This is a genomic window from Holophaga foetida DSM 6591 (assembly GCF_000242615.2).
In the GTDB taxonomy this organism is placed as follows: domain Bacteria; phylum Acidobacteriota; class Holophagae; order Holophagales; family Holophagaceae; genus Holophaga; species Holophaga foetida.
Map to the genome: position 1 here is coordinate 2,319,790 of NZ_KI912268.1, position 16,965 is coordinate 2,336,754.

The 16,965-nt window shown below is 63.6% G+C and carries 18 protein-coding genes; 16 read left to right on the forward strand and 2 right to left on the reverse strand.

Translation table 11 applies throughout. The features are described from left to right. The first annotated feature begins 33 nt into the window (after positions 1–33). The 8 genes from hrcA to HOLFODRAFT_RS0210390 all read left to right on the forward strand — a co-directional run bounded on the left by hrcA (position 34) and on the right by HOLFODRAFT_RS0210390 (position 9,062). Positions 34–1,077: a heat-inducible transcriptional repressor HrcA gene (gene hrcA / locus HOLFODRAFT_RS0210355; protein ID WP_158412944.1), complete on the forward strand. Its 1,044-nt coding sequence runs from the start codon at positions 34–36 to the stop codon at positions 1,075–1,077. Positions 1,078–1,180: 103 nt separating this feature from the next. Beyond that, the gene (grpE, locus tag HOLFODRAFT_RS0210360) at positions 1,181–1,894 is read left to right on the forward strand and encodes a nucleotide exchange factor GrpE (protein WP_005033090.1); all 714 of its coding nucleotides are present in this window, start codon (positions 1,181–1,183) and stop codon (positions 1,892–1,894) included. Between the two features lie 23 nt (positions 1,895–1,917). Next, on the forward strand, positions 1,918–3,792 hold the full coding sequence (dnaK, locus tag HOLFODRAFT_RS0210365) for a molecular chaperone DnaK (protein ID WP_005033092.1): 1,875 nt from the start codon (positions 1,918–1,920) through the stop codon (positions 3,790–3,792). Positions 3,793–3,824: 32 nt separating this feature from the next. After that, positions 3,825–4,994: a molecular chaperone DnaJ gene (gene dnaJ / locus HOLFODRAFT_RS20510; RefSeq protein ID WP_005033094.1), complete on the forward strand. Its 1,170-nt coding sequence runs from the start codon at positions 3,825–3,827 to the stop codon at positions 4,992–4,994. A gap of 47 nt (positions 4,995–5,041) precedes the next feature. Continuing rightward, positions 5,042–5,866, forward strand: coding sequence for a dienelactone hydrolase family protein (locus HOLFODRAFT_RS0210375; protein ID WP_005033096.1), 825 nt, complete (start codon positions 5,042–5,044; stop codon positions 5,864–5,866). A gap of 90 nt (positions 5,867–5,956) precedes the next feature. Next, positions 5,957–6,616 (forward strand): (d)CMP kinase, encoded by a 660-nt coding sequence (gene cmk / locus HOLFODRAFT_RS20515; RefSeq protein WP_211237948.1) that lies wholly within the window; start codon positions 5,957–5,959, stop codon positions 6,614–6,616. Positions 6,617–6,686: 70 nt separating this feature from the next. Then, positions 6,687–8,510 (forward strand): AMP-dependent synthetase/ligase, encoded by a 1,824-nt coding sequence (locus HOLFODRAFT_RS20520; protein WP_005033101.1) that lies wholly within the window; start codon positions 6,687–6,689, stop codon positions 8,508–8,510. Positions 8,511–8,513: 3 nt separating this feature from the next. Continuing rightward, entirely contained in the window at positions 8,514–9,062 is a 549-nt protein-coding gene (locus HOLFODRAFT_RS0210390; RefSeq protein WP_005033104.1) for a hypothetical protein, read from the forward strand. Here the strand turns inward: HOLFODRAFT_RS0210390 and HOLFODRAFT_RS0210395 are convergent. Next, on the reverse strand, positions 9,059–9,334 hold the full coding sequence (locus tag HOLFODRAFT_RS0210395) for an HU family DNA-binding protein (RefSeq protein ID WP_005033107.1): 276 nt from the start codon (positions 9,332–9,334) through the stop codon (positions 9,059–9,061). The two genes, HOLFODRAFT_RS0210390 and HOLFODRAFT_RS0210395, sit on opposite strands and share 4 nt — an antisense overlap. A gap of 153 nt (positions 9,335–9,487) precedes the next feature. On the opposite strand from HOLFODRAFT_RS0210395, the gene HOLFODRAFT_RS0210400 reads away from it, so the two are divergent. Beyond that, the gene (locus HOLFODRAFT_RS0210400) at positions 9,488–9,928 is read left to right on the forward strand and encodes a hypothetical protein (protein WP_005033108.1); all 441 of its coding nucleotides are present in this window, start codon (positions 9,488–9,490) and stop codon (positions 9,926–9,928) included. Here HOLFODRAFT_RS0210400 and moaA read toward each other — a convergent pair whose 3' ends face one another. Beyond that, entirely contained in the window at positions 9,929–10,924 is a 996-nt protein-coding gene (gene moaA / locus HOLFODRAFT_RS0210405) for a GTP 3',8-cyclase MoaA (RefSeq protein WP_005033110.1), read from the reverse strand. It abuts the gene before it with no gap. Between the two features lie 70 nt (positions 10,925–10,994). On the opposite strand from moaA, the gene HOLFODRAFT_RS0210410 reads away from it, so the two are divergent. From HOLFODRAFT_RS0210410 to HOLFODRAFT_RS0210440, 7 genes are all read left to right on the forward strand, one after another. Further along, complete coding sequence (locus tag HOLFODRAFT_RS0210410; protein ID WP_005033112.1) at positions 10,995–12,221, forward strand: DUF1444 domain-containing protein; 1,227 nt, start codon at positions 10,995–10,997, stop codon at positions 12,219–12,221. 4 nt (positions 12,222–12,225) lie between these two features. Continuing rightward, positions 12,226–12,807: an aminoacyl-tRNA hydrolase gene (gene pth, locus HOLFODRAFT_RS20525; RefSeq protein ID WP_005033115.1), complete on the forward strand. Its 582-nt coding sequence runs from the start codon at positions 12,226–12,228 to the stop codon at positions 12,805–12,807. A gap of 142 nt (positions 12,808–12,949) precedes the next feature. Then, the gene (locus HOLFODRAFT_RS0210420; RefSeq protein WP_005033118.1) at positions 12,950–13,153 is read left to right on the forward strand and encodes a cold-shock protein; all 204 of its coding nucleotides are present in this window, start codon (positions 12,950–12,952) and stop codon (positions 13,151–13,153) included. A 218-nt stretch (positions 13,154–13,371) separates the two neighbouring features. Next, positions 13,372–13,575 (forward strand): cold-shock protein, encoded by a 204-nt coding sequence (locus HOLFODRAFT_RS0210425; protein WP_005033120.1) that lies wholly within the window; start codon positions 13,372–13,374, stop codon positions 13,573–13,575. A gap of 120 nt (positions 13,576–13,695) precedes the next feature. Further along, on the forward strand, positions 13,696–15,270 hold the full coding sequence (locus HOLFODRAFT_RS23015; protein ID WP_005033122.1) for an HD-GYP domain-containing protein: 1,575 nt from the start codon (positions 13,696–13,698) through the stop codon (positions 15,268–15,270). 19 nt (positions 15,271–15,289) lie between these two features. After that, positions 15,290–15,796, forward strand: a complete 507-nt coding sequence (locus HOLFODRAFT_RS24845; protein WP_005033124.1) for a type II secretion system protein — start codon at positions 15,290–15,292, stop codon at positions 15,794–15,796. Positions 15,797–15,812: 16 nt separating this feature from the next. Beyond that, positions 15,813–16,949: a D-alanyl-D-alanine carboxypeptidase/D-alanyl-D-alanine-endopeptidase gene (locus HOLFODRAFT_RS0210440; protein WP_005033126.1), complete on the forward strand. Its 1,137-nt coding sequence runs from the start codon at positions 15,813–15,815 to the stop codon at positions 16,947–16,949. The last annotated feature ends 16 nt before the right edge of the window (positions 16,950–16,965 follow it).

Consider the following 16,965-nt stretch of genomic DNA (forward strand, 5'->3'; position numbering starts at 1 on the left):
ATAGTTTTAAGGGAAGGCCTACTGGTGCCCCAGGTGAATCCAAACACTCCAACCCGCAGTGAATCTCTTCTCCGGACCCTCATCGAGGCCTATCTGGTGGAGGGTGAACCCGTGGGATCCCGCCTGCTGGCCAAGCGCTTCTCCGAATCCCTTTCCCCGGCCACCATCCGGAATGTCCTGGCAGACCTGGAGGAGGATGAGCTGGTTTCCCAGCCCCACACCAGCGCGGGGCGCGTGCCCACCGAGAAGGCCTACCGCTACTACGTCAACCGCTGGGTGCGCCCCCAGCCTCCCGGGCCGGACATGACCGCCAAGCTTTCCGTGGCTCTGGAAGGCCTGGACCGGGACCCCGAAGTATGGCTCCGCCACGCCAGCCGCATCATTTCAGAGGTCATGGGGGGGATCTGCATAGCCCTGCCGGTCCGCATGGCCGCCAGCCAGCTGGTGCGCCTCGAATTCGTCCCCATCGACCTCCGACGCATCGTGGCCATCTGGATCGGCACCTCCGGCAACGTGGAACACCAAATTGTTGAGAACACCTGGGGCTTCGACGCCAGTTCCCTGACCGAGCTTGGCAATTTCGCCACCGCCCATTTCAAGGGACTCACCCTGAACGAGCTCCGCCAGAAGCTGCTTTCGGACCTCCAGGGCCAGGCCAACGAGGCAAGAGGGCTCTGGGCCCGCCTCGCCAACCTGGCTGAACACCTCGGAGAACCGGCCGGGGAGCCATCCGTGGTCGTGACCGGCCTGGGGTCCCTGGGCAAGACCCCGGAGTTCGGGGATCCCGGTCGTTTCCGCCACTTGGTGGAGGCCTTCGAGGGGCACCGCCGCCTGGCCCAGCTTCTCAATGCCTTTGCCCAATCCGCAACCCATGAGGTGCAACTCCTCCTGGGCTCCGAGAATCCGTACTTCCCCTCCATCCCCCTGGCCACGGCCATGCGTACGGTGTCGCTCCCGCAGAACGACCGGATCGCTCTGGCCCTGGTGGGGCCTCTGCGCATGGACTACACCCGGATGCTCGGGGGTCTGACCTGGATCTCCGAAGAAATCGATCAGCGAATTCACCGATCGCTCTAATCGCTCTGAATGTAGACTCTCTGCAGACCTTCAGACCATAAGCTTGCCCAACTTCCTTCCGGGCTCCCTTCCCATTAGGGGTTGACCCCCCTAGAATCTCCCCATGACGCAGATCAATCCCAATCCCAGCGATAACCAGCCCGAGGATCCCCGTCCCCAGGACGGCGATATGACCGTGGACCTGACCCTAGACGGCCTGGAAGAGGTGGACGATCTCCAGGCCCTGGCTGACGAGATCGCCGACAAGTCCCCAGAAGTCATGGAGGAGGAAGTCTCGAACTGTCCAGATTCCCTCCTGGCCAAGGAATTCGAGCGCAGCCTGGGGGAAGCCCAGGCCCGCATCCAGGAACTCGAGAAGCACGGGACCGAAATGACGGACAAGCATCACCGGCTTCTGGCGGATTTCGCCAACTTCCGCAACCGCGCGTCCAGGGACATCCAGATGGCCGTGGATCTGGCGGAAAAGAAGCTCCTCCTGGAGGTCCTCCCTGTCCTGGACAGCTTCGAGCGTTGCCTGAGTTCCCAGTACCAGTCCATCGGGGACTTCCACGCAGGGGTCTCTCTAATAAATAAACAGTTTATTGATTCACTCAGGCGCCTGGGGGTGGAGAAGGTGGACCTGAAGCCCGGAGACCCTTTCGACGCCCAGAACACCGAGGCCCTGACCACCACCTGCGACCCCTCTCTGCCGGATGGCTCCATCGCCGCCGTCTTCGAGAACGGTTTCCTCCTGCGCAATAGCCTCCTCAGGCCTGCCCGGGTCGTCGTCAACCATGCCGAGCCCTCCCACCACGAGGACCCGGAAAGCAACAGCTAGCCCTTTTCCTCCGGAGTCCGCCCATGCCCGGTAAGCTGCTCGGGATAGATCTTGGAACCACCAACAGCTGTGCCTGCATCATGGAGGGCGGCGAGCGACGGGTCATCCCCAACCGTGAGGGCAGTCGCACCACCCCTTCGGTCGTAGCCTTCACCGACAAGGGCGATGTCCTGGTAGGACACATCGCCAAGCGACAAGCCGTCACCAACCCCCAGCGGACGCTCTTTGCGGTCAAGCGCCTCATCGGCCAGAAATTCAGTGCTCCCAGGGTCCAGGAGGCCATCAGCCGCCTGCCCTTTCCGGTGGCCAAGGCTCCCAACGGAGATGCCTGGCTGGCGGTGGGGGACCGGGACTACGCCCCCCCCGAGATCTCCGCCATTGTCCTGCGAGCCCTGAAGCAATCCGCCGAGGCCTTCCTTCACGAAGAGATCGTCGATGCCGTCATCACGGTCCCAGCCTACTTCGATGACGCCCAGCGTCAGGCCACCAAAGACGCAGGCCGCATCGCGGGCCTCAATGTCGTTCGGATCATCAACGAGCCCACGGCAGCGGCCCTGGCCTATGGCCTGGACAAGAAGGGAAAGCGCGAGGTCCTGGCCATCTGCGACTTCGGCGGCGGCACCTTCGACTTCACGCTCATGGAGATGAACGATGGTGTCTTCGAAGTGCTGGCCACTTGCGGAGATACCTTCCTGGGGGGCGAGGACTTCGATCTGGTGATCCTCCAGTGGCTGGTGGAGCGTTTCCTGGAGCAGACCGGCGTGGACCTCTCCAAGGACCGCATGGCCCTCCAGCGCCTCAAGGAGGCCAGCGAAAAGGCCAAGTGCGAGTTATCCACCCTCGACAAGGTAGACCTCCGCCTCCCCTTCATCGCCCAGGGTGCGGCGGGCCCCCTGCACCTGGAAGCCTCCCTGACCCGGGAGGAACTGGAGGCCATGGTCCGCTCCCTCGTGGATCGCATGATCCTTCCGATCCAGGACGCCCTGAAGGAGGCCAAGCTCCCCCCCGATCAGATCGACTCCGTGCTCCTGGTGGGCGGCCAGACGCGCATGCCCCTGGTCCAGCAGGTGCTGAAGAGCTACTTCAAGAAGGAGCCCAACCGGGACCTCAATCCCGACGAAGTGGTGGCCATGGGGGCCTGTATCCAGGGCGCTGTGCTCACCGGCGAGGTCAAGGACCTAGTGCTCCTGGATGTGACACCCCTCTCCCTCGGCATCGAGACCCAGGGCGGCGGCTTCGTCAAAATCATCCAGCGCAACACCACCATTCCCACCCGGGATAGCCGGGTCTTCACCACCGTCGTGGACAATCAGAGTCGGGTGGAGGTCCATGTACTCCAGGGTGAGCGCGAGCTTTCTGAGGCCAACAAGAGCCTCGGGCGCTTCGACCTCGTCAATCTCCCTCCCCTGCCCAAGGGGGTCCCCCAGATCGAGGTCTGCTTCGATATCGATTCCAACGGCATCGTGAAGGTGAGCGCCAAGGATCTCATGACTAACCTGGAGCAGAGCATGAGCATCCGCCCCAGTTCCGGGCTCTCGGAACTGGAAATCCAGCGCATGATCCGGGAGGCCCAGACCAACGCCGAGGCTGATGCCCAGCGCAAGGACGAACTGAAGTACATCGCCAGCGCCGAGGGTCTGCTCTTCTCCTGCGACAAGAGCTTCACGGAATGCGGAAAGTTCCTGCCGGAACCTGACCAGAACACAGTCCGGGACACCCTGAATGCCGCCCGTCAGGCCGTAGCCACCAAGGACATCGAGGCCGTCAAGAACTGCGAGAGCCAGCTGCTGGAAGTCCAGAAGCTCCTCACGAACGCAGTCCTTGCAGCCAGCGAGGCCATGATGAGCAGCCTCGACGGGGGCGACGCCATGGGTGGTCCCACTGGATTGAAGCTCTGAAACCGCCTTCGCGGGTCTGCTAATCTGATTCCATGACGAAACGGGACTACTACGAGATCCTGGGCGTGTCCAAGGACGCGTCCGTGGACGAGATCAAAAAGGCCTACCGCAAGCTTGCGATGCAATTCCACCCGGACCAAAACCCCGGGAACAAGGAAGCGGAAGAGAAGTTCAAGGAGGCCGCCGAGGCCTATGCCGTCCTGTCGGACGCCGACAAGCGTCGGAACTACGACCAGTTCGGCCATGCCGGAGTGGGCGGAGCCGGGGGGGGCGGCGGCTTTCAGTTCGACCCCAACCAGTTCGCGGACTTCCAGGACATCTTCGGCAGCTTCTTCGGCGGAGGGGGCATCTTCGGAGACATCTTCGGCTCCGGACAGCGGCGTCGCGCCGGGGGAGCAGAACAGGGCTCCGACCTCCAATACACCCTCCGGGTGGATTTCAAGGAGGCTGTCTTCGGCGTGGAAGCCAAGGAGATCGAAATCCCCCGCATGGAGGCCTGCGACTCCTGCGGCGGAAGTGGCTGCGAGAGCGGCACCCGTCCCCAGGCCTGCCCCCAGTGCCGGGGCAACGGCCAGGTGGCCGTGCGTCAGGGCTTCATCCAGATGTATGTCACCTGCCCCCGCTGTGAAGGCCGGGGGCAGATCATCCCCAGTCCATGCACGAACTGCCGGGGCGAGGGGCGCATCCACCGCCGCAGCAAGATCAAGTTCAAGATCCCCGCTGGCATCGACCGGGGCCAGCGGCTCCGCCTCAATGGCGAGGGCGAGTCCGGCCGGAACGGGGGCGGCCGGGGGGATCTCTACGTCGTATTCGACGTGGCCGGGGATCCGCTCTACGAAAGGGACGGATTCGACCTCCACCGGACCTTCGAGGTGCCCTGGCCGATCCTCACCCTGGGTGGCAACCTCCCCATCGAGACCCTCTACGGTCAGGACACCCTGAAGATCGCCCCTGGGACGCCAGGCGACAAGGTGGTGAAGATTCCCAACGCCGGTGTGCCCCGATTGAGGGGCGCAGGCCGCGGCGACCTATACTTGCACCTGAGGGTGGCGGTTCCCCAGAAACTGACCCCCCAGCAGGAACAGCTTGTGAAAGAATTGCTGGAAACGATGATCTCCAATGGACAGGCTCCCGAACAACCTGAAGGGTTCCTGGCCAAGGTCTTCGGGTCGGAAAAGAACAGAAAGAAAAAGAAGCGCTGAAAATCCCCCTCACCGGCTTGACAGTCCAACTTCCGAAAGGAGTTACCGTGCGCCGCAGCCTTGTCCTTCTCGCCCTTCCATCCCTTCTCACGGCCGCCCATCCGAGCGTCCGGGAGCTCAGCCTCAAGACCCCGGATGGTTTCACTCTCAAGGGCACCCTGACCGTGCCGGCCGGCCACGGCCGCCACGCGGCCGTAATCCTGGCCCACCAGTTCCAGTCCGATCGGGCCGGATGGGCACCCTTGGCCGAGCAGCTCCAGAAGCATGGCATCGCCACCCTGGCCCTGGACCTCAGGGGTCATGGCCAGAGCACGGACCACAATGGCGCAAGCTTGACGGTTGGTGAAGATTTCAAAGACTCCGCCAAACGGGTGGGCTTTGATCAGATCCCCCATGACCTTGAGCTGGTGGCCGCCTGGCTCCGCAGGCAGCCAGGCATCGACGGTCGTCGCCTCGGCTTGGCCGGCTCAAGCGTCGGCGCCCTCTCCGCCCTCCTGGCCGCCCCCAAGGTCCACCCCATTGCCGTCCTGGCCCTCAGCCCCGCCGGAAACGCAGCATTCGGCGGAGACACCGAGGCGAGGCTCAAGGGCGCAGTGAACCATGCCCGGAGCGCGGTCTTCACCTTCGCCTCGGAAGAGGACGCTGACGCATGGCAGAACAGCAAGGCCCTGGCAGGACTGCCAGGGGTCTACGCAAAGGGTGTGGCTGGCAAGGCTCACGGATTCGAGTTTCTTGCATCCCACGGCGACACCATGACCGTCTTCTTTGCTGAATACCTCCGCAGGCGCGTCCCTCCCAAGCCCAAGGCTGAAGCCGCCAAACTGGAAGCGGCAGCTGCTCCCGCAGCCCCTGAACCCGCCAAGAAACCCTAGTAGCCCGCAAGCGGCACTGAGACGGACGGAGCCCATTTGGCCTCCGTCCGTTTACAATAGGGCCATGAGCCAAGCTATGTGTGTGACCGCGTGAACCATCTGCCCCTGATTGCCCTGGATGGCCCTTCCGGAGTCGGGAAATCCACCACCGCCAAGCGGGTGGCCCTGGAATTGGGCTGGAACTACCTGGATACCGGAGCCATGTTCCGGGCCACAGCCCTGGCCCTTCACCGTGCCGGAATCACCCTCGAGGATGGATCCAGGCTCCAGCTCCTCCTGGACGGACTCCGCATCGAGCAGCGGGGCACCCGGGAGTTCCTGGATGGAGAGGATGTCAGCGAAGCCATCCGCAGACCGGACATCACCCGCATGGTCTCCTCCGTGAGCGCTGACGCCCGAGTCCGCCAGATGCTCCTGGAGCAGCAGCGGGCCATCGGTTCGCGGGGCAGCTGGGTCGTGGACGGGCGGGATATCGGCACTGTGGTCTTCCCGAATGCCTGCTGCAAGATCTTCCTCACCGCCAGCGTGGATGCCCGAGCCCGACGCCGTTTCCTGGAGCTTCGGAACAAGGGGAATGCGACCCCCCTTGAGGAGGTGGCCCAGGACCTGGAGCGGCGGGACCACCAGGACACCACCCGGGCCATCGCCCCACTAAGGAAGGCGCCGGACGCCACCGAACTGGACTCCAGCAACATGAGCCTGGAGGAGGTGGTGGCCTGGATCGTGCGCAATCACCGCGCCCACGCCTGACCCGGCACCCTTCGGGCCCCCGCACCAGCCTCCTGCTAAGATGCCAGAAGCCACGCCCCATGGAGCAGTCTTGGTTCAGACCATTGCTGAGATGTTTTACGAGACCTTGCGTTTCGATCTGCCGGATGCACTTGCCTCCAAGATCGGCAAGGCCTATGTCCCCATCTCTCACCGGGAGCTCCAGGCACGGGTGGAGCGCCTCGCCCTGGCCCTCCATGCCCGGGGGATGAGAGTCGGCGACCGGGTGGCCTTCCTGGCGGAAAATCGGCCGGAATGGGCCATTGCCGATTTCACCTGCGCCATCCTCGGACTCGTGAGCGTTCCCATCTACCACACGCTCACCCCGGACCAGTCTGCCTACATCATCCAGCACAGCGGGGCCCGCTGGCTCCTCTTGTCCACGAACGCCCAGCTGGCCAAGGTCAAGGCCACCTGGGACAGGCTGCCAGAACTGGAAACCGTCCTGGTACTGGATGCGGCGGTGCCCCTGGAGGCCCCCAAGGCCTTCGTAACCTGGGACCAGCTCCAGACCGAAGGGGCAGAACTCGAAGCCAGGCGCCCGGAGGTCAGAGCATGGGCCAAGGAGAGAACCCCGGAAGATCTGCTGACCCTCATCTATACCTCTGGCACCACCGGTGATCCCAAAGGGGCCATGCTCAGCCACGGCAACCTGATGAGCAACATCCTGGACACGGTGGAGGTGGCTGTGGCAGCCCTGAGGCCTGAGCGCGGTGATCGGTGCCTCAGTGTCCTCCCCATCTCCCATGTCTTCGAGCGCACGGGCGGCCACTACACGATGTTCTACCTGGGCATCGCCATCTACTACGCGGAAAGCCTGATCTCCCTGCCCGCCAACCTCCTGGAGGTCCAGCCGGTCGTCCTGATGGCCGTCCCCAGGATCTTCGAGAAGATCTATGCCAGGGTCCGGGACATGGCCACCTCTGGAGGCCTGCTGAAGCGCATGGCCTTCGGGTGGGCCTCCAGTACCTGCCATCGGGCCGTACGCCACCTCTACCTGAACCGCCAGCCCCGGGGGCTGCTGCGACTCCAGCTGGAACTGGCGGACCGCATCCTGCTCTCCAAGATCCGGGAAAAGACCGGCGGTCGTCTGCGTTTCTGTGTCACCGGCGGATCCGCTCTGAACCCTCGGATCATGGAATTCTTCTGGGCCATGGGCGTGCCCATCTATGAGGGATATGGCCTGACGGAGACCAGCCCCATCCTGACCCTCAATCGCCTGGGGAAGGTGCGCCCAGGCTACGTTGGGAACCCCATCCTGCGCCAGTACAAGGATCGCCCCTTCCTCAAGCTGGCTCCGGATGGCGAGATCCTCTGCGCCGGCCCCAACGTCATGCAGGGCTACTGGCGGGACGAAGAGGCCACGCGCGACGTTTTCGATAGTGATGGCTACTTCCTCACCGGGGACGTAGGTGAGTTCGACCGCCTTGGCCGGGTCAAGATCACGGACCGCAAAAAGGAGATCATCGTCACCAACGCTGGCAAGAATGTGGCTCCCCAACCCATAGAGAACGCCCTCCGGGCCGACGATTACATCGAACAGGCCGTCCTGGTCGGAGACCACAAGAACTACCTTGCGGCCATCATCGTGCCACACCTGCCTGCCCTGCGGGAATGGTGCCAGCGCAAGCACCTGGCGTTCGCGGACGATGCTGAAATGGTTGCCCATCCCAAGGTGCACACCAAGATCATGACCCGGGTGAACCGTGTGAACGCCCACCTGCCCAATTATGAGAAGGTCCGGAAGATCGCCCTGCTCGACCGGGAGATGACCGCCGAGAATGGCCTGCTGACGCCTTCCCTCAAGGTGAGGCGCCGGGTCGTGAACGAGGTCTACCGGGACACCATCGCCGCGCTGTTCCCGGTCGGGGATTGACCCGTGCTCGCCGAGCTCATCCAATGGTTCCGGGACATCCATGAGACGCCGTGGAGCAGAGTCACGCCCCTGAAGCTGGGGAGCGCCCTGGGGGCGGTGGCGCTGCTGCTGCTGGTCTACCTGGCGAGCCGGGAGGGATGGATCTTCCTGGTGGACAACCTGAACCTGGTCTTCCACGAAGCGGGACACCCCATCTTTGGAGTCTTCGGAGAAACCATCGGGTTCCTGGGAGGCACCTTCATGCAGCTCCTGGTGCCGCTGATGGTGGCAGCCTCGGCCTGGTACAAGCGGCAGGCGGTGGCCACGGCCCTGGCGGGAGTCTGGTTCTTCCAGAACGGCTTCAATATCGCCCGCTACATGGCGGACGCCCGGGCCCAGCTCCTGCCTCTGGTGGGAGGAGGCGAACACGACTGGGCCACCCTCCTGGGCCAGTGGGGTGTGCTGGACAAGGACATCACCTACGCGCGGACACTCACCGCGCTGGCCTGGCTGGGTATCCTGCTCTGCTGCGCCTGGCTGGGCTGGCGCTGCTCAAGGGACAATCGCGACTAGCCGATCTCGATGGCCCGGAGGTCCTTGCCGGGCTTGAAGCGGATGGAGCGCCCCTTGGGGATGGCCACGGAGTCGCCGGTCTTGATGTTCCGGCCCATGCCCCGCTTGCGGGGGCGCGGCTCGAAGACGCCGAATCCGCGAATCTCGATCCGATGCCCATCCAGCAACGCATTCTTCATATGATCCGTAAGCAGATCGACCACCTGCAGCGCCGTGGCCTTGGAGATGGGGAGGGTCTGCATCAGGGCAGATGCAATATCGATCTTGATCATGGGCGACCTCGGACCTGGAGTGAGAGCCTCAAATAGATACCAGAGGATTCCCAGGGGTGGAAGAGGAAAGGTTGTACGGAACAATCTTCCCGCTTTCCGGAGTATCCTGCTCCAGGTAATTTGAAAGGCTGTGCTTTTCCACTAGGAGCCCTCTTGGAAGTCCTTTCCGATTTCATCCTCGCCGCAAGTTCCGTCGTCCGCCATGCCAGTAACAAGCAGCGGGCTGAAGCCCTTCTCGAGCGCTGGGGCACCGCCTGGCAGGGCCCTCAGCGGGCCCTGGACTCCACCTACTCCAACCACGGGGCCTACCTCCACTTCAACCAGCTCATCGGCAAGGTCTGGAGCCACGCCTTCACCTTCCACGCCTCCCAGCGGGAAGGCTTGGTGTTGCGTGGACCGGACACCGATCGGGGCCGCAAGTCCCACAAGCATCGGGACAGCAAGCTGGACGCCACGGGCCTGGATGCCCTGTTCCTCGCCTGGAGCGCTCACCCCGAGGCCCACCCGGCGGGGAATGCCGTGGAGTTCTACCTGGAGGAGACCCCGGACGAAGTCTGGGAAGCCTGCCTACAGGAAGCACTGAAAGTGCTGTAGCTAGCCCCCGATGTGGTGCATCTCCACCCGGGGCAGGCGCTCCGTCAGTTCGCTGCGCCGCTCGGAATAGCGGTCATCCCGGATGTTCCATCGCTGGGTGATCAGCTGCGCCAGTTCCTCATCACTTGCCCCGGCCCGCATGGGATCGCGCAAGCTCATGCCGGAGGCTGCAAAGAGGCAGGTGTAGAGACGGCCTTCCGCCGAAATCCGTGCACGGTCGCATCCCTGACAGAAGGGTTGGGTGACGGAAGCGATGAACCCAACCTCGCCCTCGCCATCGAGGTAGCGCCAATCCTGAGCCACCGCATTCCCGGGAGCCGGGATCGCCTCCAGGGGCCAGACCTCGTGGATCCGCTTGGCCACCTCCGAGGAGGGCACCACGCGGTCGAGCTTCCAGTCATTGCCGCTGCCGGCGTCCATGAACTCGATGAAGCGCAGGACATGGCCCTCGCGACGGGCGTACTCCGCCAGGGGGATGATGTCGTCTTCATTAACCCCCCGCTGCATGACACAGTTGAGCTTGATGGGGTAGAAGCCGACCTTCTGAGCCACGGCGATGCCTCTGAGCACCTTTTCGAGGGGTACGTCGGAGTCCACGAAGCGGTGGAATCGTTCCGGGTCCATGGAATCCAGGCTCACCGTGAGGCGATTCAGCCCAGCTTCCCGCAGCAGAAGGGCCTGCTCTTCCAGCATGGAACCGTTGGTCGTGAGGGCGATCTCCCGCAAGCCCTGGATACGCCGCAACTGGGAGACCAGGGCGATGAGATCCCGCCGGATCAGGGGCTCCCCGCCCGTGAGCCGGACCTTCTTGACGCCCAGGGAGACAAAGATGCGGACCAGACGCTCCATCTCCTCATAGGCGAGGATCTGGGAGTGGGGAATGAAGGAGATCTCCCGCCCGGTCCGGGGATTGCAGTACGTGCAGTGGAAGTTGCATCGATCCGTGACGGACAAGCGCAACGATCGGAGGGGTCTGTTGAGGGTGTCCACTACCATCTTCCAAGATTACTCCATGTGAGATACCCCCGGATCGGGCAAAATGGAGGGTCCACTAGGAAAACAGATCATGGCATTTCTTTCTCGATTCTTCTCCCGGGCGCAGCGCGCCCCACTGCCCTCCATGGAGGAACTCTTTGCGGAATTGGGGATTTCCCTGGATCTGCCAGGGCTCGATGACGTCAAAGGCGACTTCGAGCACCTGGACGCCGAGGAGCGGCGCCACTGGGCCGAAGCGATCGCCGAGTTGAGGAGCAAGGGTCAGGAGATGCCTCCCCTCTGGCTGGACGCCCAGTTCGACCTCCTGCCCCAGGTCGTGCCCCATTGGCAGGCGGAACGGGAGGGATTCCTCTTCAAGCCCCTCTTCGAAGGTCTTTGCCAGCGAATTCTGGCCTGCGGCAGACTGGTGCCCCGTCCCTGGCTTGTGCTCTGGGGCGTCACGGAAGAGGATCTGGAAGACCGTGCCCTGACCCGCCTCCAGGAACTCAGCCACGGGAAACCCGTCCGACGCCTGCCCAGCGGCATCTACCAGAGCACCTTCGGGGACGGCATGGATGCCTCACGCATCCTGCTTCCCGAGCTCTGGGCGGAGCTCTTCCCGGGGCAGAACACCTTCCTGGCTATCCCTTCCAGCACCTGCCTGCTTGTGGCCCCTCAGGTGCTCCTGCCCAAACTGGTGGAGGCCATCGGGCCCGCCATCGGCAGCGCAGGCGATCGGATTTCCGCCACGATCTACCAGCACGTGGGCCAGACAATCCTCCCGGCCACCCTGCAGGATCCCCATCCCATCGCCCAACCCCAGCGGGAGCTTCGCCAGAGCGATCTCCTGGCGGCCTGCCAGGCCCAGGATCTGGACCTGCCCCCAGCCCTGGGGCAGCCTGCCGGACTCCTTTCCCTTCGGACCCAGCAGGGGCGCTCCCTGCTCATGGCCATCTGGAAGGAAGGGACCCCCTGCCTACTCCCGGACACGGACCTTGTGGGCTTCATCGATGCCCAGGGGCGCCCCCTGGGCATCTACTTCCGCCAGACCCTCCCCAGGATCCCGGAGGTCCGGGGCGAGACCGTGGACATCTGGGGCCCCCGCCGGACGCGCTACGCCGCTTTCCCCACCCGGGAACAGCTGGAGCGACTGGAGCCCTTCGCCACAGGGGAGCAGATGGACGCCCTCCTTCGCGGCGCGGGGAATGCCCCTCGCCAGGCCGCCCCCAGGCAAGCTGCTCCCCCTTCCACCAGCACTTCCAGCCCGGTGCCCGAACACCTCCGCGGCCTGAGCCTGGGCCCCGTCCGCGAGGACTAGAGGCTTGAGCCTGCCCTGGATCCTGATCCCGCTGGGGAACCCCGGCCCGGAGTATGCCAATACCCGCCACAACCTGGGCCGCCTCCTGCTCCAGCGCTGGATGGCCGCCCGGGGCTTGCACGCAGAACCCCTCCACCTATTCAAGACCGGCACCCTCTATGGCCTGGAGCCGAGCCTCCAGGCCCTGGTGCCGGCCACCTACATGAACCTTTCTGGCCAGGTCTGCGGCGAGGCCAAGGAGGCCGGTCTCGACCCAGGCCGCATGGTTGTCCTCTTCGACGACAAGGACCTGCCCCTGGGGGCGGGGCGTTTCAGGATGAAGGGCCGGGCCAACGGCCACAACGGACTGGGCTCGATCATGGAACACCTCGGAACCGAGGAGGTGCCGCGCCTCCGCCTGGGCATCGGCCCCTTCCTCCGCCCCCTCCACGAATTCGTCCTGGGGGAGTGGACACCCGAGGAACAGGAAGCCATTTCGGCCCTGGATGTCCCTTTTGCCGCCTTCCTGACGCACCTGGCCAAGTCCAGGGACCTCTCCCTGCTACCGGGCCAGGTCAACCAGGAGACTTTCTGGAGCCTGAACTAGCTTTTCCTATTGGCCTTTACTGATTTTCCGGGTAAAGACTTAGGCGAGAATCATCCAAACATCCAAGAACTGAGGCTTCCGCGCCTGGAGGAGGCTATCAGCGTAACCATTCCTTCCAGGCCAATCGCACTAGGAAGTAGCCATGGCTCAGGGCATCGTCAAGTGGTTCAACGCCGAAAAGGGGTTCGGCTTCATCACCCCCGATGAAGGCGGCACGGACCTTTTCGTCCACCACACCGCCATACAGGAACGCGGATTCCGCACCCTTCAGGAGAACCAGAGGGTGGCTTTCGATGTGGCCCAGGGTCCCAAGGGCCTTCAGGCCACCAATGTCATCAAGGCCTGATCACCCGAAAAATTCTCGTTGAGTACACCCCAAAGCACAGATACGCTGTGCGCAACTCTTCCCGTTACTGGCATAAAGCCTTCCCAGGTTCGGGACAGGCGGTTCCTTGGAGCCGCTTGGCGAAACGGAGCCACGCTCCCCATGGGTTCTTGTCCTGGAAAGGACCATGCGAGATCAACCCCAGGAACCGGGGCTCGACCCCAAGGATAGAAAGCATCATGTCCCAAGGCACCGTCAAATGGTTCAACGCTGAGAAGGGTTACGGGTTCATCACCCCGGACGAGGGCGGCCCCGATATCTTCGTCCACCACTCCGCCATCCAGACCCGGGGTTTCCGCACGCTGGAGGAGAAGGCTCGGGTGAGCTTCGAGATCGTCCAGGGCCCCAAGGGTCCCCAGGCTGCCAACGTCAACAAGCTTTAGGCATCTTGCCGGTCTCAAGACGAGGGCCCCGTTCCAGACGGGGCCTTCGCGCATGAGGAGGTGACAGCCACCGATTCATGACTTAGGATTCACCCACCCTCCCTTTGCCGAGACACCGCGATGCCCCTATTCCAGCAGTCGAATCCTCACGATCCCCTGCTCCACCGATCCTCCCAGATCCTCTATCGCTGCTTCGAGGAGATCGGGAGCACCAAGGGGGCCCTCTACCTTCTCTGCCCCGAGGATCAGACTTTTCGGCTGGCCGCCCACTATGGGTGGCCCAGGCATTTCGCCCCCCCCTCCGCCCTGCCCCCCGAGGACCCAATCCTTGTCTGGGCCCAGCGGGAGCGGGGTCCCTTCATCGCGAATGATCCGACCCCCTTCCCGGAACTGACGCCCTTCCGGGAAGCCTCGTTAAACGCTAGGTTCCTGGTGGCCTCCATCTATGAGCGCGGGGCCCGGATCGGGCTGCTCCTCCAGCGGGACCGCAACCAAGGAATCCCCTTTTCGCAAGAACGGGATGTCCCGCTCACCCTGGCCATCTGCCAGGAACTTGCGGATGCCCTTGGGGATACCCCCCAGAAGCAGACCATCCCTGAAACCCAGGCCCCCCTTCCCGTTGCGGCTCCCCACAGCGAAGCGATGGTTTCCCCCCTGGCACCCTCCCCGATCCTCAGCCAGGAAACCCCTCGCAGGATTCTGGCGGGCACCTTCCTGCCAGAGCAGCGGATCTTCTTCTGGGAAGTGGCGGAACTCCTCTTCCAGGCGCTCCCCATCCACGCAGTGGCTCTCTGGATGGAGGAGCCAGCTGAGATTCGCCCCATTCTGGTCTTCAGCCACCGCCCCCTATCCCCCGGACTCAAGCGGGAGATCCATGCCACTGTCGCCGGGCAGACTCCCGACGACACCGCGGGTTCTCTCCGCATCCTCGCCCGGGTGGAAACCCCTTCCCTGGAACCCCTGGACGGGTCCTTCAAGATCTGTCTGCCAGTGGTGCTGGAGGAGGAGGGTGGGGGTCGCGACCTCCTGCTTCTGCTCCGCCTCCAGGAGCAGCCCTTCAATGAGACCGAACTGGCATTCATCCGGCACATCGCCCGAATTGTGGGCTGCCACCTCCAGGAGTCGCGCCTTCACGAACGCTACCACCGGGCCTTCCTCTCCGTGAGCCAAAGGATCCTGGGCTCCGCCGAGGGGTTGCGGAACCACAGTCTCAACACCGCCAGACTGGCCCGCAACCTCGCGCTTCGACTCGGACTCCCGAGCGCCTCTGTCGAGGCCGTCAGCATCTCCGCCATCCTCCACGACGTGGGCTCCCTCCTCCTGGACCCCGAACTCCAGACCCTGGGGAAGCTGAGCCCCGAGGAATTGGAGCGAGTCCGGGCCCACCCAGTTCTGGCCGCCACCTTCCTCAAAGACTTCCAGTTCCCATTCGACGTCCCCACCATCATCCGGCACCACCATGAGCGTTGGGACGGATCCGGATACCCAGATGGCCTCGTCGGGGAGGAGATCCCCATCGGCAGCCGGATCATCGCCCTGATCGAGGCCTTCGAGGTGATGACTGCGGATTCAGGCTATCGCAGCCCCATTCCCAAAGCCGAGGCACTGGAGGAGATCCGCCGCAGCGCGGGCACTCAGTTCGATCCGGCCCTGGCCCAGGAGTTCCTCGCATTGATGGGCTCCGGGACGCGTTAAGCTGGAGCCGGAGGCCCGGATGGAATCGAAAACCGCTCGGAAAGGTCAGAGGGGCTATATCCTCGCCATGGTCCTCGGGGCCATGACCGTGATGGGCATCCTCATGACCAAGGCCATGCCCTCGGTCATCACTGAAATCCAGCGAGAGAACGAAGAAGAACTCGTCTTCAGGGGTGAAGCCATCGCGCGGGCCATCAAGGCCTATCGCAAGAGCACGGGAAGCTACCCCACCTCCCTGGAAGCCATGCTCAAGGTCAAACCTCGCATCATCCGCAAGCTGTACAAGGATCCCATGACCAATGGGGACTGGGACGTTGTCACAGCGGTCCAGGCCGGAGCCTCCGGCGACAAGACCAGCCTCCCCATCGCAGCGGTCCGCAGCCGTTGCACCAAGGACAGCTTCCGCTCCTACAACGGGAAAACCATGTACAGCGACTGGATCTTTTCCGGCGCGGACGACCTGTACGGCATTCCCGGGGTTTCTTCCGAGCTCCTCAAGACCCTGTCCACAATCCAGACCAAGTAGCTGTTCCGGGAATCCCATGCATCTGAAAAAAGGCCTCCTGGCCACCCTGCTCTTTGCCCTGCCCCTCCCTGCTGCAGATTTCTCGACGTGGCTCGCAGCCATGCAGACCCGGAATATCCAGGTGAGTGCAGGGCTCTGGGACCTCTCCACCGGCAAGCTCCTGGAAGGGCACCAGACGGAGCTCTCCCTCATTCCAGCCTCCACCACCAAGGTGGTCTCCACGTACGCCATGCTGAAGACCTGGAAGCCTGACACCGTGCTGGAGACGGAGCTTTTCGGAGACCTCAAGGAGGGTGTCATCCTGGGGGATCTCATCGTCAAAGGTCACGGCGATCCATCCCTGGTGTCAGAACGGATCTGGATGCTGGCCCAGGACCTGAAGAACCAGGGTGTTCAGCGCATCAAGGGGCGGATCCGCAGCGATCAGAGCGCCTTCGATTCCCAGATGTATGGCTTCGGATGGGAAAACACCTCCTCCAGCACGACCCCCCCCATCCTGCCTCTCTCTGTCAACTTCAACCGGGCGGAAGGTCGTCTGGTCCAGGATCCTGACGCCAGAGCTGTGGAGGTCTTCACCCGGATCTTCCGGGAAGCGGGACTTGTCGTCGAGGAAGGCCCAGTCCCGGCAGGCGAGCTGCGCCGCCTGGCGGGGACATCTTCGGCTCCTCTTCGCCGCCTGGTCCAGGATGTCAACAAGATCAGCAACAACTTCATGGTTGAGATGCTGGTGAAGAGCTTTGGGGAGGGCACCTGGCCCAGGGGCATCGGCAGGATCCAGGGGTTCTACCAGTCCGCGCTCGGGCTGGGGCCCGACAAGATCGCCATCACTGACGGCTCGGGGCTCAGCAAGGAGAATCACCTTTCCGCCCGAACCCTGGCCATCGTCCTCCGGGCCGCCTGGCACGACTTCGAGGTCGGACCCGAGTTTGTGGACTCCCTGAAGGTCATCGGCGGCGAGCCGTGGGCACTCCGGGCCAAGTACCCCAACCTGAACCGCCGGATCCGGTGCAAGACGGGGCACCTCCAGAACGTGGTCAGTGTCTGCGGCTACATGCAGAGGATGGATGGCCAGCTCAGGGTCTTCGCCATCATCCTGAATGGGGAGGCCTACGATTATGATGTATGGGATTTGGTCAGTCACTGGGCCAACTGAAGGTGCCCGTACCTCG

Bases quoted from the DNA above. Each gene is read 5' to 3' on its own strand.
- grpE (WP_005033090.1), top strand. From the start codon at position 1,181: ATGACGCAGATCAATCCCAATCCCAGCGATAACCAGCCCGAGGATCCC.
- dnaK (WP_005033092.1), top strand. From the start codon at position 1,918: ATGCCCGGTAAGCTGCTCGGGATAGATCTTGGAACCACCAACAGCTGT.
- dnaJ (WP_005033094.1), top strand. From the start codon at position 3,825: ATGACGAAACGGGACTACTACGAGATCCTGGGCGTGTCCAAGGACGCG.
- HOLFODRAFT_RS0210395 (WP_005033107.1), bottom strand. From the start codon at position 9,334: ATGATCAAGATCGATATTGCATCTGCCCTGATGCAGACCCTCCCCATC.
- moaA (WP_005033110.1), bottom strand. From the start codon at position 10,924: ATGGTAGTGGACACCCTCAACAGACCCCTCCGATCGTTGCGCTTGTCC.
- HOLFODRAFT_RS0210410 (WP_005033112.1), top strand. From the start codon at position 10,995: ATGGCATTTCTTTCTCGATTCTTCTCCCGGGCGCAGCGCGCCCCACTG.
- HOLFODRAFT_RS0210420 (WP_005033118.1), top strand. From the start codon at position 12,950: ATGGCTCAGGGCATCGTCAAGTGGTTCAACGCCGAAAAGGGGTTCGGC.
- HOLFODRAFT_RS0210425 (WP_005033120.1), top strand. From the start codon at position 13,372: ATGTCCCAAGGCACCGTCAAATGGTTCAACGCTGAGAAGGGTTACGGG.
- HOLFODRAFT_RS23015 (WP_005033122.1), top strand. From the start codon at position 13,696: ATGCCCCTATTCCAGCAGTCGAATCCTCACGATCCCCTGCTCCACCGA.
- HOLFODRAFT_RS24845 (WP_005033124.1), top strand. From the start codon at position 15,290: ATGGAATCGAAAACCGCTCGGAAAGGTCAGAGGGGCTATATCCTCGCC.
- HOLFODRAFT_RS0210440 (WP_005033126.1), top strand. From the start codon at position 15,813: ATGCATCTGAAAAAAGGCCTCCTGGCCACCCTGCTCTTTGCCCTGCCC.